Source organism: Caulobacter sp. CCNWLW153 (genome assembly GCF_036889365.1).
GTDB classification, from domain to species: Bacteria; Pseudomonadota; Alphaproteobacteria; order Caulobacterales; family Caulobacteraceae; genus Caulobacter; species Caulobacter radicis.
On sequence record NZ_JBAKFV010000012.1, the window covers coordinates 39,610 to 52,760 of the forward strand.

The 13,151-nt window shown below is 68.6% G+C and carries 17 protein-coding genes; 10 read left to right on the forward strand and 7 right to left on the reverse strand.

The genetic code is table 11. The features are described 5' to 3' along the window. Positions 1–46 precede the first annotated feature (46 nt). The 3 genes from V6S85_RS17990 (at position 47) to V6S85_RS18000 (ending at position 1,410) form a co-directional block, all read left to right on the forward strand. Positions 47–616: a DUF427 domain-containing protein gene (locus tag V6S85_RS17990; protein WP_116566212.1), complete on the forward strand. Its 570-nt coding sequence runs from the start codon at positions 47–49 to the stop codon at positions 614–616. A 174-nt stretch (positions 617–790) separates the two neighbouring features. After that, positions 791–928: a hypothetical protein gene (locus V6S85_RS17995; protein ID WP_165828757.1), complete on the forward strand. Its 138-nt coding sequence runs from the start codon at positions 791–793 to the stop codon at positions 926–928. 65 nt (positions 929–993) lie between these two features. After that, positions 994–1,410: an SRPBCC family protein gene (locus tag V6S85_RS18000; protein ID WP_334349797.1), complete on the forward strand. Its 417-nt coding sequence runs from the start codon at positions 994–996 to the stop codon at positions 1,408–1,410. Positions 1,411–1,533: 123 nt separating this feature from the next. Here the strand turns inward: V6S85_RS18000 and V6S85_RS18005 are convergent, their stop codons facing one another. Further along, positions 1,534–2,268, reverse strand: a complete 735-nt coding sequence (locus V6S85_RS18005; RefSeq protein WP_334349798.1) for a phosphatase PAP2 family protein — start codon at positions 2,266–2,268, stop codon at positions 1,534–1,536. 162 nt (positions 2,269–2,430) lie between these two features. Here V6S85_RS18005 and V6S85_RS18010 point away from each other — a divergent pair, with 162 nt between their 5' ends. After that, positions 2,431–2,802, forward strand: a complete 372-nt coding sequence (locus V6S85_RS18010; protein ID WP_116566032.1) for an RcnB family protein — start codon at positions 2,431–2,433, stop codon at positions 2,800–2,802. 249 nt (positions 2,803–3,051) lie between these two features. Then, positions 3,052–4,059, forward strand: a complete 1,008-nt coding sequence (gene cobS / locus V6S85_RS18015) for a cobaltochelatase subunit CobS (protein ID WP_116490305.1) — start codon at positions 3,052–3,054, stop codon at positions 4,057–4,059. Positions 4,060–4,071: 12 nt separating this feature from the next. Here cobS and V6S85_RS18020 read toward each other — a convergent pair whose 3' ends face one another. From V6S85_RS18020 to V6S85_RS18030, 3 genes are read right to left on the reverse strand one after another with little or no spacing between them, the layout of a single operon-like run. After that, a complete protein-coding gene (locus tag V6S85_RS18020; RefSeq protein WP_165828758.1) occupies positions 4,072–4,827 on the reverse strand; it encodes a GTPase family protein in 756 nt (251 codons plus the stop codon). After that, entirely contained in the window at positions 4,827–6,911 is a 2,085-nt protein-coding gene (locus tag V6S85_RS18025; protein ID WP_334349799.1) for a GTPase family protein, read from the reverse strand. The genes V6S85_RS18020 and V6S85_RS18025 overlap by 1 nt, the downstream gene beginning before the upstream one ends. Positions 6,912–6,951: 40 nt before the next feature. Next, a complete protein-coding gene (locus V6S85_RS18030; RefSeq protein WP_116566038.1) occupies positions 6,952–7,485 on the reverse strand; it encodes a hypothetical protein in 534 nt (177 codons plus the stop codon). A gap of 142 nt (positions 7,486–7,627) precedes the next feature. Here V6S85_RS18030 and V6S85_RS18035 point away from each other — a divergent pair, with 142 nt between their 5' ends. Both V6S85_RS18035 and V6S85_RS18040 read left to right on the forward strand, forming a co-directional pair. Then, on the forward strand, positions 7,628–8,281 hold the full coding sequence (locus V6S85_RS18035) for a hypothetical protein (protein ID WP_334349800.1): 654 nt from the start codon (positions 7,628–7,630) through the stop codon (positions 8,279–8,281). 133 nt (positions 8,282–8,414) lie between these two features. Further along, a complete protein-coding gene (locus V6S85_RS18040) occupies positions 8,415–9,539 on the forward strand; it encodes an NADH:flavin oxidoreductase/NADH oxidase (protein WP_334349801.1) in 1,125 nt (374 codons plus the stop codon). A gap of 147 nt (positions 9,540–9,686) precedes the next feature. Here the strand turns inward: V6S85_RS18040 and V6S85_RS18045 are convergent, their stop codons facing one another. After that, positions 9,687–10,145, reverse strand: a complete 459-nt coding sequence (locus tag V6S85_RS18045; RefSeq protein WP_116566044.1) for an Lrp/AsnC family transcriptional regulator — start codon at positions 10,143–10,145, stop codon at positions 9,687–9,689. A 141-nt stretch (positions 10,146–10,286) separates the two neighbouring features. Between V6S85_RS18045 and V6S85_RS18050 the strand changes: the two genes are divergently transcribed. Both V6S85_RS18050 and V6S85_RS18055 read left to right on the forward strand, forming a co-directional pair. Next, on the forward strand, positions 10,287–11,048 hold the full coding sequence (locus V6S85_RS18050) for an AzlC family ABC transporter permease (RefSeq protein ID WP_334349802.1): 762 nt from the start codon (positions 10,287–10,289) through the stop codon (positions 11,046–11,048). After that, complete coding sequence (locus V6S85_RS18055) at positions 11,045–11,344, forward strand: AzlD family protein (protein ID WP_334349803.1); 300 nt, start codon at positions 11,045–11,047, stop codon at positions 11,342–11,344. Before V6S85_RS18050 ends, V6S85_RS18055 begins: the two co-directional genes overlap by 4 nt. A gap of 7 nt (positions 11,345–11,351) precedes the next feature. On the opposite strand, the gene V6S85_RS18060 is transcribed toward V6S85_RS18055, so the two are convergent. Continuing rightward, positions 11,352–11,675, reverse strand: coding sequence for a DUF6881 domain-containing protein (locus tag V6S85_RS18060; protein ID WP_116566050.1), 324 nt, complete (start codon positions 11,673–11,675; stop codon positions 11,352–11,354). Positions 11,676–11,756: 81 nt separating this feature from the next. Here V6S85_RS18060 and V6S85_RS18065 point away from each other — a divergent pair, with 81 nt between their 5' ends. Continuing rightward, a complete protein-coding gene (locus V6S85_RS18065; protein WP_334349902.1) occupies positions 11,757–12,302 on the forward strand; it encodes a TetR family transcriptional regulator in 546 nt (181 codons plus the stop codon). Positions 12,303–12,339: 37 nt separating this feature from the next. Here V6S85_RS18065 and V6S85_RS18070 read toward each other — a convergent pair whose 3' ends face one another. Beyond that, positions 12,340–13,068 (reverse strand): NlpC/P60 family protein, encoded by a 729-nt coding sequence (locus tag V6S85_RS18070; protein ID WP_116566054.1) that lies wholly within the window; start codon positions 13,066–13,068, stop codon positions 12,340–12,342. Positions 13,069–13,151: the final 83 nt, after the last annotated feature.

A 13,151-nucleotide genomic window follows, 5' to 3' on the forward strand; every position in this document is an offset into this window, starting at 1 on the left:
TGGCTGCAAGTTCCGCAACGACACCCTCAACGCCTGGGGAACGCCCATGCAATCGTCAGACCCCAACCATCCGATCACCTGCGCCCGCGAGAGCGGCCGGGTCCGCGTGCTGTTCGAAGGTCACGAGATCGCCGACAGCGACGACGTCCTGGTGCTGCGCGAGGCCGACTATCCGCCCGTCCGCTACTTCCCGCGCGGCGACGTGGCGATGGCCTTCCTGCGCCGATCCGACAAGACCACCCGCTGCCCCTACAAGGGCTCGGCCAGCTACTACACGATCTATCGCGACGGCCAGATCATCGAGGACGCCGTGTGGTCGTACGAGGCCCCGCTGCCGGGCATGGAGCGCCTGACCGGGCGCCTGGCCTTCTATCCCCAGCACGTCGACTTCCAGAACGATGCGCTGAGCCCGGCCGAGACGGCGACCATCCCGCCGGGAACCGCCCCGCGCGACGCCCGCGACATCGACGCCATCGTCCGCCACACCGACAGCGGATCGGGCGCCAGCCAGGCCGAGCACTGGGACGCCAACGTCTCGATGCCCGACGACGAGGCCTGGGAAGGCGACGAGGACCAGGTCATCGGCCGTCCATATCATGGGACGGGTTCGATCTGAGGCCGCCCGCCGGCGATGAAGTCGGCTGGTCGACACAAGTCACTGTGTTGGAACGCACATTTTTGTGAGTCCGTGGCTCTGTTGCTCTTGCCAAGCGTTGCAACCCAGGAGATCGTATCAAATGAAACCGCCCGCTCTCGCCCCCAAGGGAGAACAGAGGCGGGGGAGGAAGACATGGCCTATCTCAGCATGGGCGCGCGCCACGACAGCGCGTCGCCGCGTCGCCGAGTTCGTTGGAGCCGCGTGGCCGTCGTCGGCGCCAGCATCGCGCTCTGGGCCGGCCTCATCGCCCTGGCCACCGTCCTCTTCTGATCCTGCGCGCCTGATCCCGCGAGGACGGCCCGCCGGCGCGTTCCGCCGATGACGAGGCCCCTCGCATGACCCTGCATCCCTGCCGCCCGATCACCATCGGCGTCGCGCGCCCGGCCGACGCCGTCTATGCCTATGCGGCCGATCCCGAGACCATGGCCGAATGGGCCGCCGGCATCGGCGACGGCCTGCGCCGGGCTTCCGACGAAGACGGCGTCTGGATCGCCGACACCCCCGCCGGCGAGGCCCGCGTGCGCTTCTCGCCGGCCAACCCCTTCGGCGTCCTCGACCACTGGGTGACCCTGCCGGACGGCGCCGAGATCTCGGCGCCCCTGCGCGTCGTGGCCAACGGCGACGGCGCCGAGGTGACGCTCACCCTCTTTCGCCTGTCCGACATGGACGACGCCGCCTTCGAGCGCGACGCCGCCGCCGTGACCCGCGACCTGGAAACGCTGAAAGCCAGGCTGGAACAATCCTCCCCCTGAAGGGGGAGGTGTCGGCGAAGCCGACGGAGGGGGATGTGGTCTGTTAGCCAGCAACCGCCTCGACGTCAGCAGGAACTTCCCCCTCCGGCCCTTCGGGCCACCTCCCCCATCAGGGGGAGGGTCTCAGGTCTCCGCCAGCGGCGAGCGGAAAAATCGCGCCCAACCCCAGGCCGCCAGCCAGCAGGCCATGGCCCAGGCCGCGCCGACGCACCAGCCGGCCAGCACGTCGCTGGCCCAGTGGACGCCGAGATAGACGCGGCTGAGCCCCACCAGCACCGAAAAGAACACCGCCGCCGCCAGGGCCAGGGCCTTGACCCGGCGCCGGGGCGCAAAGCGCGCCGCCAGCGTCCCCAGGGTCAGGAACACCACCGCCGACAGCATGGCGTGGCCGGACGGAAAGCTGGGATTGGCCGCCTCGACGGCGCGATAGACCAGGTCCGGCCGCTCGCGCAGGAAAAGGTGCTTGAGCCCCTGGCTGATGCTGACGCCGCCGACCGCGCCCACGACGACGACCAGCGCCTCGGCCCAGCGGCGCAGGCTGGCGCAGATCGCCAGGGCCAGCAGCACCAGCAGGGTCAGCACCGTCACCGAGCCCAAAGCGGTGACATCGGCGGCGGCCGTGTGCAGCCATTCCGGACCGATCAGCTGGTGCGGCTGGCCGGGCACGCGCAGCGCCTGCAGGATCTGGAAGTCGAGCGCGCGGGTGTCGCCCTCGGCCACCTCGTCGGCGATGTTCAGGAAGGCCAGCAGGCCAAGGCCGGCCACCAGCAGGGCGGCCGTGGCGGCGACTTCGCGCCTTGCGGCCTTCAGCAGCAGGGGCAGGTTGCGGCGGGGATCGAGGCGGAGCTTGAGCAGCATGCACCCTCAACGCGCGAAAAGCAGATCGGCCGCAACCGGTATTCATCGTGTATAGCTACAATGTTTCATGAAAGAAACATGAACCGTTCCTGAGTTGCTTCGTTCATCACCAGTCCAAATCGACCTCACTAAGGTGGAGGCATCGAAGGGAAAGGACTTGTCATGAAACGTCTCATCATCACCGCCGTCGCCGCCTCGCTGCTGGCCGGGACCGCCCTGTCGGGGACCGCCATGGCCCAGCCCCGCCACGACGACCGTCACGACCGCTACGAGCAGCAGCGCGCCTACGAGAAGGGCCGCAAGGACCAGGCCCGCTACGAGCGCAAGCAGGACCGTCGCGAGTATCGCCGCTGGGCCAAGGGCCAACGCCTCGACTCCCGCTATCGCGGCGACAGCTACTACGTGAAGGACTACCGCCGTCACGGCCTGCGCCAGCCGCCCCGCGGCTACCGCTGGCAGCGCGTGAACGACCAGTACGTCCTGGCGGCCATCGCCACCGGCATCATCGCCTCGGTGATCATCGCCAACAACTAGGGACCTTCGGATCCTCAAGACGAAGGGCGGCGGAGCAATCCGCCGCCCTTTTCGCGTGCGCCAAGACCCTCCCCCTGAAGGGGGAGGTGGCCCGAAGGGCCGGAGGGGAAAGGGTTTCCGCCGCCGCAGCGCCGGCCTGTCTTGCAGCAACTTCCCCCTCAGTCGCTTCGCGACAGCTCCCCCTTCAAGGGGAGCATCTTCTTGCAATTCCCCCTTCCCCTCCCTGGGGTGGAGCGCTAATCGAAAAACATGCCCGAACTGACCGACAGCCACGCCGCCGATCCCCTGATCACCCTGGTCCCGGACAAGTGGGTGACGCTTCGCGACGCGTTCGGCGTCGACAGCGACATGAAGGTCCCGGCCTTCTCGCACCGCGACAGCCACGTGCCGGAGATCGACAGCGCCTATCGCTTCGACCCGCAGACGACCAAGGCCATCTGCGCCGGCTTCGCCAAGGACCGCCGGGTGATGGTCCAGGGCTATCACGGCACCGGCAAGTCGACCCACATCGAGCAGATCGCCGCGCGCCTGAACTGGCCGCTGGTGCGCGTGAACCTCGACAGCCACGTTTCCCGGATCGACCTCGTCGGCAAGGACGCCATCGTCCTGAAGGACGGCAAGCAGGTCACCGAGTTCCGCGAAGGGATTCTTCCCTGGTCGCTGCAACGCCCGATCGCCCTGGTGTTCGACGAATACGACGCGGGCCGCCCGGACGTGATGTTCGTCATCCAGCGCGTGCTGGAGGCCGGCGGCAAGCTGACCCTGCTCGACCAGAACCGCGTCATCCGCGCCAACCCGTATTTCCGCCTGTTCTCGACGACCAACACGATCGGCCTGGGCGACACCACGGGGCTCTATCACGGCACCCAGCAGATCAACCAAGGCCAGATGGACCGCTGGTCGATCGTCACCACGCTGAACTACCTCGAGCACGACGTCGAGGCGGCCATCGTGCTGGCCAAGAACCCGCACTACGACACCGCCGAGGGCAAGCGCACCCTGGCGGCCATGGTCCGCGTGGCCGACATGACCCGCAACGCCTTCATGAACGGCGACATCTCGACGGTCATGAGCCCGCGCACGGTGATCACCTGGGCCCAGAACGCCGAGATCTTCGACGGCGACATCGGCCTGGCCTTCCGCCTGACCTTCCTCAACAAGTGCGACGAGCTGGAACGCCCCACCGTCGCCGAGTTCTACCAGCGCGCCTTCGGCCAGGACCTGCCCGAAAGCGCCGCCCGGGTGAAGGTGGCGTAGGGCCGGACGGGCTCAGGCCCGCACCGCCGCCCGGACTTGCGAGCCGCCCTCCATGTAGGCCGACAGGACATGGACGATCCGGCCCGCCAGTGCGTCCATGCCTATGCCTTCGAGGGCCGAGACAGGCACGACCTGATCACGCGCCAGGTTGAACAGGCCGCGCACCTCGCTGACCTTATGGCCGAGGTTGGCGCCCTGCTCCGGCGTCATTCGAAACGGCGAGCTGCGATTGGTCGGGCTGATCTTGTCTATGCAGGTCAGCGCCAGGGTGAAGCCGCGCAGCCGCGACAGCAGCTGAAGCGTCTGGAAGACCTCCTCGTCGACCTGATAGTCCCGCTGATCGGCGCGCAAGGCGTACACGATCATGTGCGCCCGCTTCAGCGCTCGGGCGTAGAGTTCCAGATACTCTTCGTCCCTGGCGGCGCTCTCTCCGATACCCGGCAGGTCGGTGAAGGAGAGGGCGCAGCGGGAGGGGCCGTCAAACCGAAACTCGGCTGACTGCATCTCACGCGTACAGGCCTCCACGTCGCTGGTTTCGAACGCCTCGACGCCGGCGAGCACATTGAACAGGGTCGACTTGCCGTAGCCGGTCTTGCCCATCACCAGCACCTCGATCAGCGCGTACGGTTCCTCGTCCACCGTCCAGTGACTTACGGCGTCGGGCGAGGGCGTCATGCGGCGCAGCGGCCGGAACGCCCGGCGTCGCGCCGCAAGCGCATGGATCGTCTCGTCGCATCGGATCTGGCAGACGAGCGCGTCGGAAGACATCAGCTGCGCCAGAGCGATCCAAGGAAGCCGCCGATGGCTCCCCCGATGATGGTGCCGACGATCGGGAAGAGGATCGTGCCGATCAAGGCTCCCGTGACGACACCCGCGCCGACCAGGGCCCCGCTGACTTCGTTCGCGATGCTTTCCCCGACGGCCTCCTTCGCGGCTTTGGAGATGTGCTCGGCGGGCAGGGCGATGAATGTCGCCGCCCGCTTGGAGTCGGGCAACGACAGCAACAGCTTGTCGATGAGCGTGGACAGACCGTACTTCTCCTGCGCCGACACCGGGATGACCTGAGAGCGGTCCAGGTCGAAAATGCTGGCGACATCGTCGCGCTTGAGCTCGATGTTGGCGGCCTGGGTGGGTCCTGGTTGCCGCAGCTCGTCCTGCCATTCCCTGAACGGCATGATCTTGTCGACCTGATTGAGGGCGATCAGGAAGGGCTTGCCCAGATCGATGTGGGGTTTCACCACATCGGTATAGAAGGCGTGGTCGGTGGAGAACGCCCGGTCATCTCCTTTCAGCACCCAGATCAGCGCGTCGAGCTCTGGAAGCAGGTTGCGGTAGAGCGCTCCGTACTCCTTGTCGCGCGCCGCGCTCTCGCCCACGCCGGGCACATCGAGGATCGTCATTCCGTGGTCGCCCTCGAGCTTCAGCAGTTCCTCCTGCGGCGCACGCGTGCAGGCGGAGACGTCGCTGACTTCGAAGGCGTCCTTTCCAAACAGGGCGTTGCTCAGGGACGACTTGCCGACGCCGGCCTTGCCGAAGATCCCGACCTTGGGCCTGTAAGTCATAAGCTCGGTGATCTTGGCCCGCAGCTTTTCGCGGGCCTCGGGCGAGAGCTGCTTGTCGTACTCGCCGAAGCTGGCAAGGACGTCCTCAAGCGTCATCTTGCCGCCCTTCTCCCTGAAATCCATCGGATCGAGATTGCGGATCTCTCGAAGCGCGTTGCGCACCAAGGGCTCGGGATCGCGGGATGACGGGCGCATCAGCAGGGCGACCACACGCCCCATATCGTGCCCTCCCGGCTGGCCGGCGCGATAGTGGTCGAGCGAAGTTCCCAGGAACGTCTCGGCGAGGTCGTGAAGGCCACGCCCCTTGGCCGCCAGGGCCGCGCGGGCCGCGGCCTCGGCCGCCAGCGTGGGCTGGCTTCCGGCGACGTCGTCTAGCGCGCTTCGGTAATTGCGGCCGAGCAGCTCCTCTATGGACATCGCCTCGCCCGCCGAGCGGTCGTCGCGAACCCGCAGGCCGCAGTCGACGCCGAGCAGCTGCAGGAACCGCGGCGCCTTGGGGTCCTTCAGCGTACGCACCAATTGATACTGGTCGCTCAAGGCGCAGATGACGGCCAGCAGCGCGCGTTCGATATCCTTGGCCGACATCGGCGCGGCGCCTTCGACCACGATCGACCCCGACAACGGCTCCTGCTTGTCACCCGCCCATGCCCAGCAGCTGTAGTTCAGCCGAAGCGCCTGCGGCCCCTCGACCGCGACCTGAAGCAGCACCGTCGGCTCGGTGGCGGTCAGGCTGTAGAGCGTCGCCTCCAGTTGCTGGCCGCTGAGCGTGGGCCGGGCCACCCCGGAGGGCTTCTCCGTCTCGCGGTAGAAGATCACGTCCTGGCCGAACATTCTTGCGGCCGAGTCCAGCAAGGCGTCCGCCGCCGTATGGAAATTTTGCAGCAGCCCGTTGGCGCGCGCGGCCTCCAGATGGGGCGTCCGCCTTTGCTCGGGCCAGAGCACCACATTGAGCGCGGCGCCGGTTCGGCCCTGAGAGTAGCGCAGGAAGGCCGGCGCTGGCACTTCCAGAGGCCAGCGGCGCATCAAGTCGCGATCTTGTTCCAGCGTATGGCCGGCCTCGATCTGCTTTAGCTGCAGGTCGCGCCTGAGGTTCCATTCCTCGCGGACCCGGTCCTCTTCGCGCTCCAGGCGCTGCCGCGCCAGATCCAGGTTCTCGTAGAGACTGTGGAGCTGCGCCTTCTCCAACGGCGTGGGAAAGATATGCTGCATGATGCGCGAGACCAGGCCCGAGGCCAGGCCCGAGCCGCCGCCCATGATCCCGTATCCGGCGATCGTCGCCCCATCGATCATTGCCACTTCCCCCACATGACCCGAACGGGTCGATATCGATTCAGACGAGATCGCCTGGCGGCGCGCCGGGATCAGCCGCGCCCATGTCCGCCTCCGGCGAGATCGAGCCCGGTGGATCGCAGATCACCTCGCCTCCGTGGTGCGACACCTCGTGCATCAGCGCGATCCCGGCCGCGGCCGCGGTGGAAAGCGCCTCCACCTCCAGCGTGCTGATCTCCGGCGGGCTTTCGGCGCCGCCCCAAGGATCGATCGGCGCCGGCTCGAACGGCCTGGCGATCGCGGACGTCACCACCGAGATCGGATCCGGTTGCGGCAGGCAGTCGGGCATCAGCCCGCTGGCCTCGGGCACGCCGAACGCATGGGTCAGCTCCCGACCAGCTTCCGTGTGCTCCAGGGCGTAGCCGACCGTGGCGCCGATGGTGGCCGCCACGAGCGGGGCCGTCGGCGCCAGGGGCGTGCGGGCCAGCACGGCCTCCGCCGCCACCGTCGTCACCGCCGCGACGATGCCGCTGGCGAGGATCGTCGGATCATCCTTGGCCGGCGTCGCATCGGCGCCGGACTGCGGTTCCACCATGAGCACCCCCGGTCGTGGTTGGCGGCAAGACAAGGTCAAGGTTTGCGTATCGATCACTCACCACAAAATGGTGACGCCAGCAATACAGCCGCTATGATTGATGTGAACGTCAGGTGGACGTGACCGATCGTCGGAGAAAACCATGGCCTCCATCACCGGCGTGCTCGACTGGCTGGACGGCGCGAGCGACGTCGTCGAGACCGCGGTCAACCATGGTCAGGAAGCGACCGAGGCCCAGCGCATCGAGCAGTGGCACGAGGAAGGACGCCAGGCCGGTGTCCACGATGCGCAGGAGGACTACGAAAGCGGGTCCTGGCGGGTCGATCCGGTAGTCCAGAACGAAACGCCCAACGATCTCGGCGTCGCGCCTGGCTCCACGTTCGACCCGATCGAGCTGCCGTCCTTCACGCACCCCTTGATCACCGCGGCCGAGGTGGCGTTCACGCCGAGCGAACTGAACGTCGGCGAGTTCGCCCAGCGCGACGCTTTCCAGGCGGGCCATGAGGCCGGCTACAGCACGACAATGTTCGAGACCTTCGACCAGGCGCTGGACCAGAAACTGGCCATGCAGCCGGCCGAACCGGCGACGCCGGAGCCGTCGCCGATCGACTGCGCCATTCCCCCGCTCGACGTCTCGCCCGCAACCGACTGGAGCACATGCGACACCGCCGCCGCTCCGGCGACCACCTCGCCCGATCCCGGCTACGCCTCGTCGGGCTCGGACGGCGGCGGCTATGGCGGCGACTCCGGTGGAGGCGGTGGAGGCGGCGGCTCGGACTCCGGATCAAGCGACTGAGCAGTCGATGACGGGCGGCTGATACCAGCGGCCTATGCCTTGACGGCACAACAGTTTGTCCTCGACGGCCCTTGAGCGGGGCGGCGGCGGTCTACACCTGTGCCGCTGGTCATTCCCCGCCAAGAGAGACTTCATGTCCGCCCTGTTCACGCCCTTCCGTCTGAAGGACGCCACCCTACGCAACCGCATCGCCATCCCGCCGATGTGCCAGTACAGCGCCGAGGACGGCGTCACGACCGACTGGCACCTGCCGCACTATGCCGGCCTGGCGCGCGGCGGCGCGGGCCTGGTGATCGTCGAGGCCACGGCCGTCTCGCCCGAGGGTCGCATCAGCCCCGGCTGCACCGGCATCTGGACCGACGAGCAGGCTGAAGGCCTGGCCAGGATCGCCGCGGCCATCAAGGCGGCCGGCGCCGTCCCCGGCATCCAGATCGCCCACGCCGGCCGCAAGGCCAGCGCCAACCGTCCCTGGGAAGGCGACGACCACATCGAAGGCGGTGACCCGCGCGGCTGGCAGACCATCGCCCCGTCGGCGATCGCTTATGGGCAGGGCCTGCCCAAGGTTCCGCGCGAGATGACCCTGGCCGACATCGAGCGGGTCAAGGCCGACTTCGCCGCCGCCGCCCGCCGCGCCCGCGAGGCCGGCTTCGAGTGGCTGGAACTGCACTTCGCCCACGGCTACCTGGCCCAGAGCTTCTTCTCGCATCACTCCAACCATCGCACCGACCAGTACGGCGGCGACACGCACGGTCGCGGCCGGTTCATGGAAGAGACCCTGGCGGCCGTCCGCGCCGAATGGCCCGAGAACCTGCCGCTGACCGCCCGCTTCGGCGTGCTGGAATATGACGGCCGCGACGAGCAGACCCTGGCCGAGTCGATCGACCTGACCCGGCGGATGAAGGCCGGGGGCCTGGACCTGCTGAACGTCAGCGTCGGCTTCACCATTCCAAACACCAGCATCCCCTGGGGCACGCCGTTCCTGGGCCCCATCGCCAAGCGCGTGCGCGAGGAAGCCGGCCTGCCGGTCGCCTCGTCCTGGGGCCTGGACGCGCCGAAACTGGCCGAAAACCTGGTCGCCAGCGGTCAGATGGACCTCGTGATGATCGGCCGCGCCCACCTGGCCAACCCGCACTACCCCTATGAGCTGGCCCAGGAACTGGGCGTGGAGCGCCCGACCTGGACCACCCTGCCGGCGCCCTATGCGCACTGGCTGGAGAAGTACCGTCCGGCCACGGAACTGGCGGCGGCGGCGGAGTAACAGAAAGACCCTCTCCCGGAGGGGAGAGGGAGGGGCCCATAGCTCAGCGACGGGAGGGTGAGGGGTGAAGGCGTCCGACGGCGTAACCCCTCATGCTCCCACGCCTGCCGGCGCGGGCCCCTCCTTCTCCCTATGGGAGAAGGTACACTAGAGCGGCACCGCGAAGGTCTGTTTCACGGTCTGGGCGGGGATGTCGGTCTTGACGTTCAGCACGCCCCGGATGCGGCTGAGATGGTCGGCCTGGAAGCGGCGATAGGCGGCGATGTCGGCGGCGACCACCCGCAGCAGCATGTCGCAGTCGCCGAGCATGACGTAGCACTCGACCACCTCGGGCATCCTGTTGATCTCGGCCACGAAGTGGTCGACGGCGTCCTCGTGCTGCGAGTTCAGCCAGATGCGGGTGAAGAAGGTCTGGCCCCGGCCGACCTTGGCCGCGTCGACCACCGCCACGTAGCGGGCGATGACCCCCGTCTCTTCCAGGATCCGCACCCGGCGCAGGCACGGCGAGGGCGACAGGCCCACGCGCTTGGCCAGCTCGGCGTTCTGGATGCGGCCGTCCTTCTGCAGTTCGCGCAGGATGCGGCGGTCGATGTCGTCGAGCTTCATGGAATCGAGAACCAATATCTGGCGATCAGCTTCGCCTGGCTGCCAAACATCGATCATATGGGAGCATGATCGCAACCCGATTGCGCGAGGCTTGCGCTAGGCTGCCAATCCTCCTCGCAACCGCTCCTCCCCCGGTCGCCCATGACAATCGAAACCTGCGCTCCCGCCGCCATGCCTGGCGACGGGCCCTCCGAACTGCGTTCCAACCCCAGGCCCGAATTCATGCGGGGCCTGGTCGCCTCGCTACCGGTGACGGCCGGCTTCGTCCCGTTCGCCCTGGTGCTGGGCGCCCAGGCCGGCCAGAAGGGATTGTCGGCGCTCGAGACCACGCTGATGACCGGCCTCAACTTCGCCGGCGGGTCGGAGTTCGCGGCCATCGGCCTGTGGACCTCGCCGCCGCACCTGGCCCTGATCACCGCCGTGACCCTGATGGTCAACAGCCGCCACCTCCTGATGGGCGCGGCCCTGGCGCCGTTCCTCAAGGCCCTGCCCAAGCGGCGGGTGCTGCCGGCCCTGTTCCTGATGTGCGACGAGAGCTGGGCCATGGCCCTGGCCGACGCTCGCTCGCGCAAGACCTTCAGCCTGGCGCACTACATGGGCGTGGCCCTGCCGATGTGGCTGGCCTGGATCGCCTTCACGACCCTGGGCGCCCTGGTCGGGCCGGTGCTGGGCGACGTCGAGACCCTGGGCTTCGACATGGCCTTTCCGGCCATCTTCCTGGTGCTGCTGCGCGGCATGTGGACCAGCTTCCGCGCCGCGCGGCCGTGGCTGGTCAGCCTGGCCGTCGCCGCGACCGGCCACCTCCTGGCGCCGGGGGCCTGGACGGTGGCGGCCGGGGCGATCGCGGGCCTGGCCACGGCCTGGCTGTGGGCCGCCCCGCGCAAGACGGGAGCCGCCGCATGATCTCGCTGCCCGTCCTGGCCACGATCCTGGCCATGGCCGCCGTCACCTACCTGACCCGAATCGGCGGCTATCTTGTGCTGCGGAACCGGACGCTGGGCCCGCGCGCCACGGCGGTGATGGAGGCCGCGCCCGGCTGCGTGCTGATCGCGGTGATCGCCCCGCACTTCGTCTCGCCCCGCCCGGCCGAGCTGCTGGCGCTGGCGATCACCTTCCTGGCGGCCCTGCGCCTGCCGATGCTGGCGGTCGTGCCGATCGGCATCGTCGCCGCGGCCGGCCTGAGGTGGCTGCTGGGCTAAAGCTGGATCAGGCGTCCAACCGCCAGGCCGCCTCGAACACCGAGGCCTCCACGGGGGTCAGCGACAGGCGATCCTCGCCCTCGATGACGTCTTCATCGTCGAGCAGGGCCTCGACCGAGTCGTGGAAGTCGTCTTCCGACAGGCTGTCCACGCCAGGCAGCTCGTGCTCGCGCCCGACATAGTTGGCCACGGCGTCGCGCTCGCGGCTGCCGTCTCTGAAAACATCGATCAGGCGCAGCACCCGGCCCTCGTCGTCGACCTCGTAGAAGATCGACACGGGCTCTTCGGCGCTTTCGTGGGCCCAGTCGCAGCGGAAATAGGAAAGGCTCATGGGCGCCCCTTTCCCCGAACTAGGGCCGCGAGGCAAGCGCCGACCTTGCCAGCCGGCGCCCGCGCGGCCATGTCTTTGGCCATGACCACGCCCGCCGAAGACCTGCTCGACCGCGCGGCCGCCGCCGCGCTTTCCCTGGCCGCCGACCGTCCCTGGCCGCAGATCGCCCTGCGCGACATCGCCGTCGCCGCCGGCGCGCCGTTCGCCGAGCTGTATGTGAAGGCCGACAGCAAGGCCAAGGTTCTGGCCCATCTTTCGCGCCGCTTCGACCAGGCGGCCCTGAACGCCGACGCCGGCGAGGGCGCGGCCGCCCACGACCGCCTGTTCGACGCCGCCATGGCCCGGGTCGAGGCCATGGAACCGCACCGCCACGCCCTGATCGCCATTTCCAAGTCGGAAGGCCTGCCCCGCGTCGCCGCCCGTTTCCCCAGGACGGCCCGGGCGATCCTGGAGGCGGCCGGGATCGAGGCCTCGCCCGTGCGGCTGGCGGCCATGACCGCCGTCTGGGCCCGCACCCTGCAGGTCTGGCGCGACGACGAGGGCGCGCTGAACCGCACCATGGCCGAACTCGACAAGCGCCTGAAGCAGATGGCCGAGCAACTGGCCAAGGTCGGCGCGGGGTTCTGAAGACCGCCGAGACGCGCCAAGTAAGAGCTCTCCGCCCTCAGGCCTCGTTCCACGACAGGCCGGCCGTCCGCGTCACCTTGATCGCGCGCGGGACCGGCGGCGGCACGGTGGCGGGCCAGCGGGCGCCGAGGAAGCGGTCCTTGCCCAGCCAGGCCAGGGAGACGCTGTCGGACTGGTTGCCGCCGAGGATTCGGTAGGCGCCGGCCTCGTCTTCGCCGGCATAGAAGCCGACATGGCCCTTGCCGCTGCCCCGGCTCTCCCGCCAGAACACCATCACCGCGCCGGGCGTCGGGGCGATCGGGATGCCGAACCGCTCCCAGGCCCTGGCCGACAGCAGGTTGGAGGGCGTGGCCTCGCGGTCCAGCGTGCTGCTGACGCAGTGGCCGACGAAGAGGCCGCACCAGGGGATGTCGTCGCCGGTATAGAGGCTCTTGAGGCCCTGTTCGGAGGCCCAGTCGAGGATCTCGGGATTGTCGCCCTTGCCGGGCTTCTCGCGCGTGCCGATCAGGCGGCGGGCCTCATGGAACCAGACGAGGCCGGGATCGTCGAAGCCCGTCAGGGCCGAAGGCGTTGGGGCGGCGACGGCCGGCGCGCCCTGGAACAGCGCCGCCAGGGTCAGCGGCCCGACCACGCCGTCGGGCTCCAGCCCGTGTCGCCCCTGGAAACGACGGACGGCGGCGATGGTCTGACGCCCCCAGATCCCGTCGATCGGCCCCGGCGTGTAGCCGCGCGCGGCCAACTGCTGCTGGATGTCCCTGATCTTCATCTCGCGACCCCTTTTGCGTAACGCGAATACGGGAAAGGCGAACATCGCAGATAATCAACTATTAGATGCATTCAAGGTCGTTG

Bases quoted from the DNA above. Each gene is read 5' to 3' on its own strand.
- V6S85_RS18040 (WP_334349801.1), top strand. From the start codon at position 8,415: ATGTCCGCCCTGTTCACGCCCTTCCGTCTGAAGGACGCCACCCTACGC.
- V6S85_RS18065 (WP_334349902.1), top strand. From the start codon at position 11,757: ATGACCACGCCCGCCGAAGACCTGCTCGACCGCGCGGCCGCCGCCGCG.
- V6S85_RS17995 (WP_165828757.1), top strand. From the start codon at position 791: ATGGCCTATCTCAGCATGGGCGCGCGCCACGACAGCGCGTCGCCGCGT.
- V6S85_RS18070 (WP_116566054.1), bottom strand. From the start codon at position 13,068: ATGAAGATCAGGGACATCCAGCAGCAGTTGGCCGCGCGCGGCTACACG.
- V6S85_RS18035 (WP_334349800.1), top strand. From the start codon at position 7,628: ATGGCCTCCATCACCGGCGTGCTCGACTGGCTGGACGGCGCGAGCGAC.
- cobS (WP_116490305.1), top strand. From the start codon at position 3,052: ATGCCCGAACTGACCGACAGCCACGCCGCCGATCCCCTGATCACCCTG.
- V6S85_RS17990 (WP_116566212.1), top strand. From the start codon at position 47: ATGCAATCGTCAGACCCCAACCATCCGATCACCTGCGCCCGCGAGAGC.
- V6S85_RS18025 (WP_334349799.1), bottom strand. From the start codon at position 6,911: ATGATCGATGGGGCGACGATCGCCGGATACGGGATCATGGGCGGCGGC.
- V6S85_RS18010 (WP_116566032.1), top strand. From the start codon at position 2,431: ATGAAACGTCTCATCATCACCGCCGTCGCCGCCTCGCTGCTGGCCGGG.
- V6S85_RS18005 (WP_334349798.1), bottom strand. From the start codon at position 2,268: ATGCTGCTCAAGCTCCGCCTCGATCCCCGCCGCAACCTGCCCCTGCTG.
- V6S85_RS18055 (WP_334349803.1), top strand. From the start codon at position 11,045: ATGATCTCGCTGCCCGTCCTGGCCACGATCCTGGCCATGGCCGCCGTC.
- V6S85_RS18000 (WP_334349797.1), top strand. From the start codon at position 994: ATGACCCTGCATCCCTGCCGCCCGATCACCATCGGCGTCGCGCGCCCG.
- V6S85_RS18050 (WP_334349802.1), top strand. From the start codon at position 10,287: ATGACAATCGAAACCTGCGCTCCCGCCGCCATGCCTGGCGACGGGCCC.
- V6S85_RS18045 (WP_116566044.1), bottom strand. From the start codon at position 10,145: ATGAAGCTCGACGACATCGACCGCCGCATCCTGCGCGAACTGCAGAAG.
- V6S85_RS18060 (WP_116566050.1), bottom strand. From the start codon at position 11,675: ATGAGCCTTTCCTATTTCCGCTGCGACTGGGCCCACGAAAGCGCCGAA.
- V6S85_RS18030 (WP_116566038.1), bottom strand. From the start codon at position 7,485: ATGGTGGAACCGCAGTCCGGCGCCGATGCGACGCCGGCCAAGGATGAT.
- V6S85_RS18020 (WP_165828758.1), bottom strand. From the start codon at position 4,827: ATGTCTTCCGACGCGCTCGTCTGCCAGATCCGATGCGACGAGACGATC.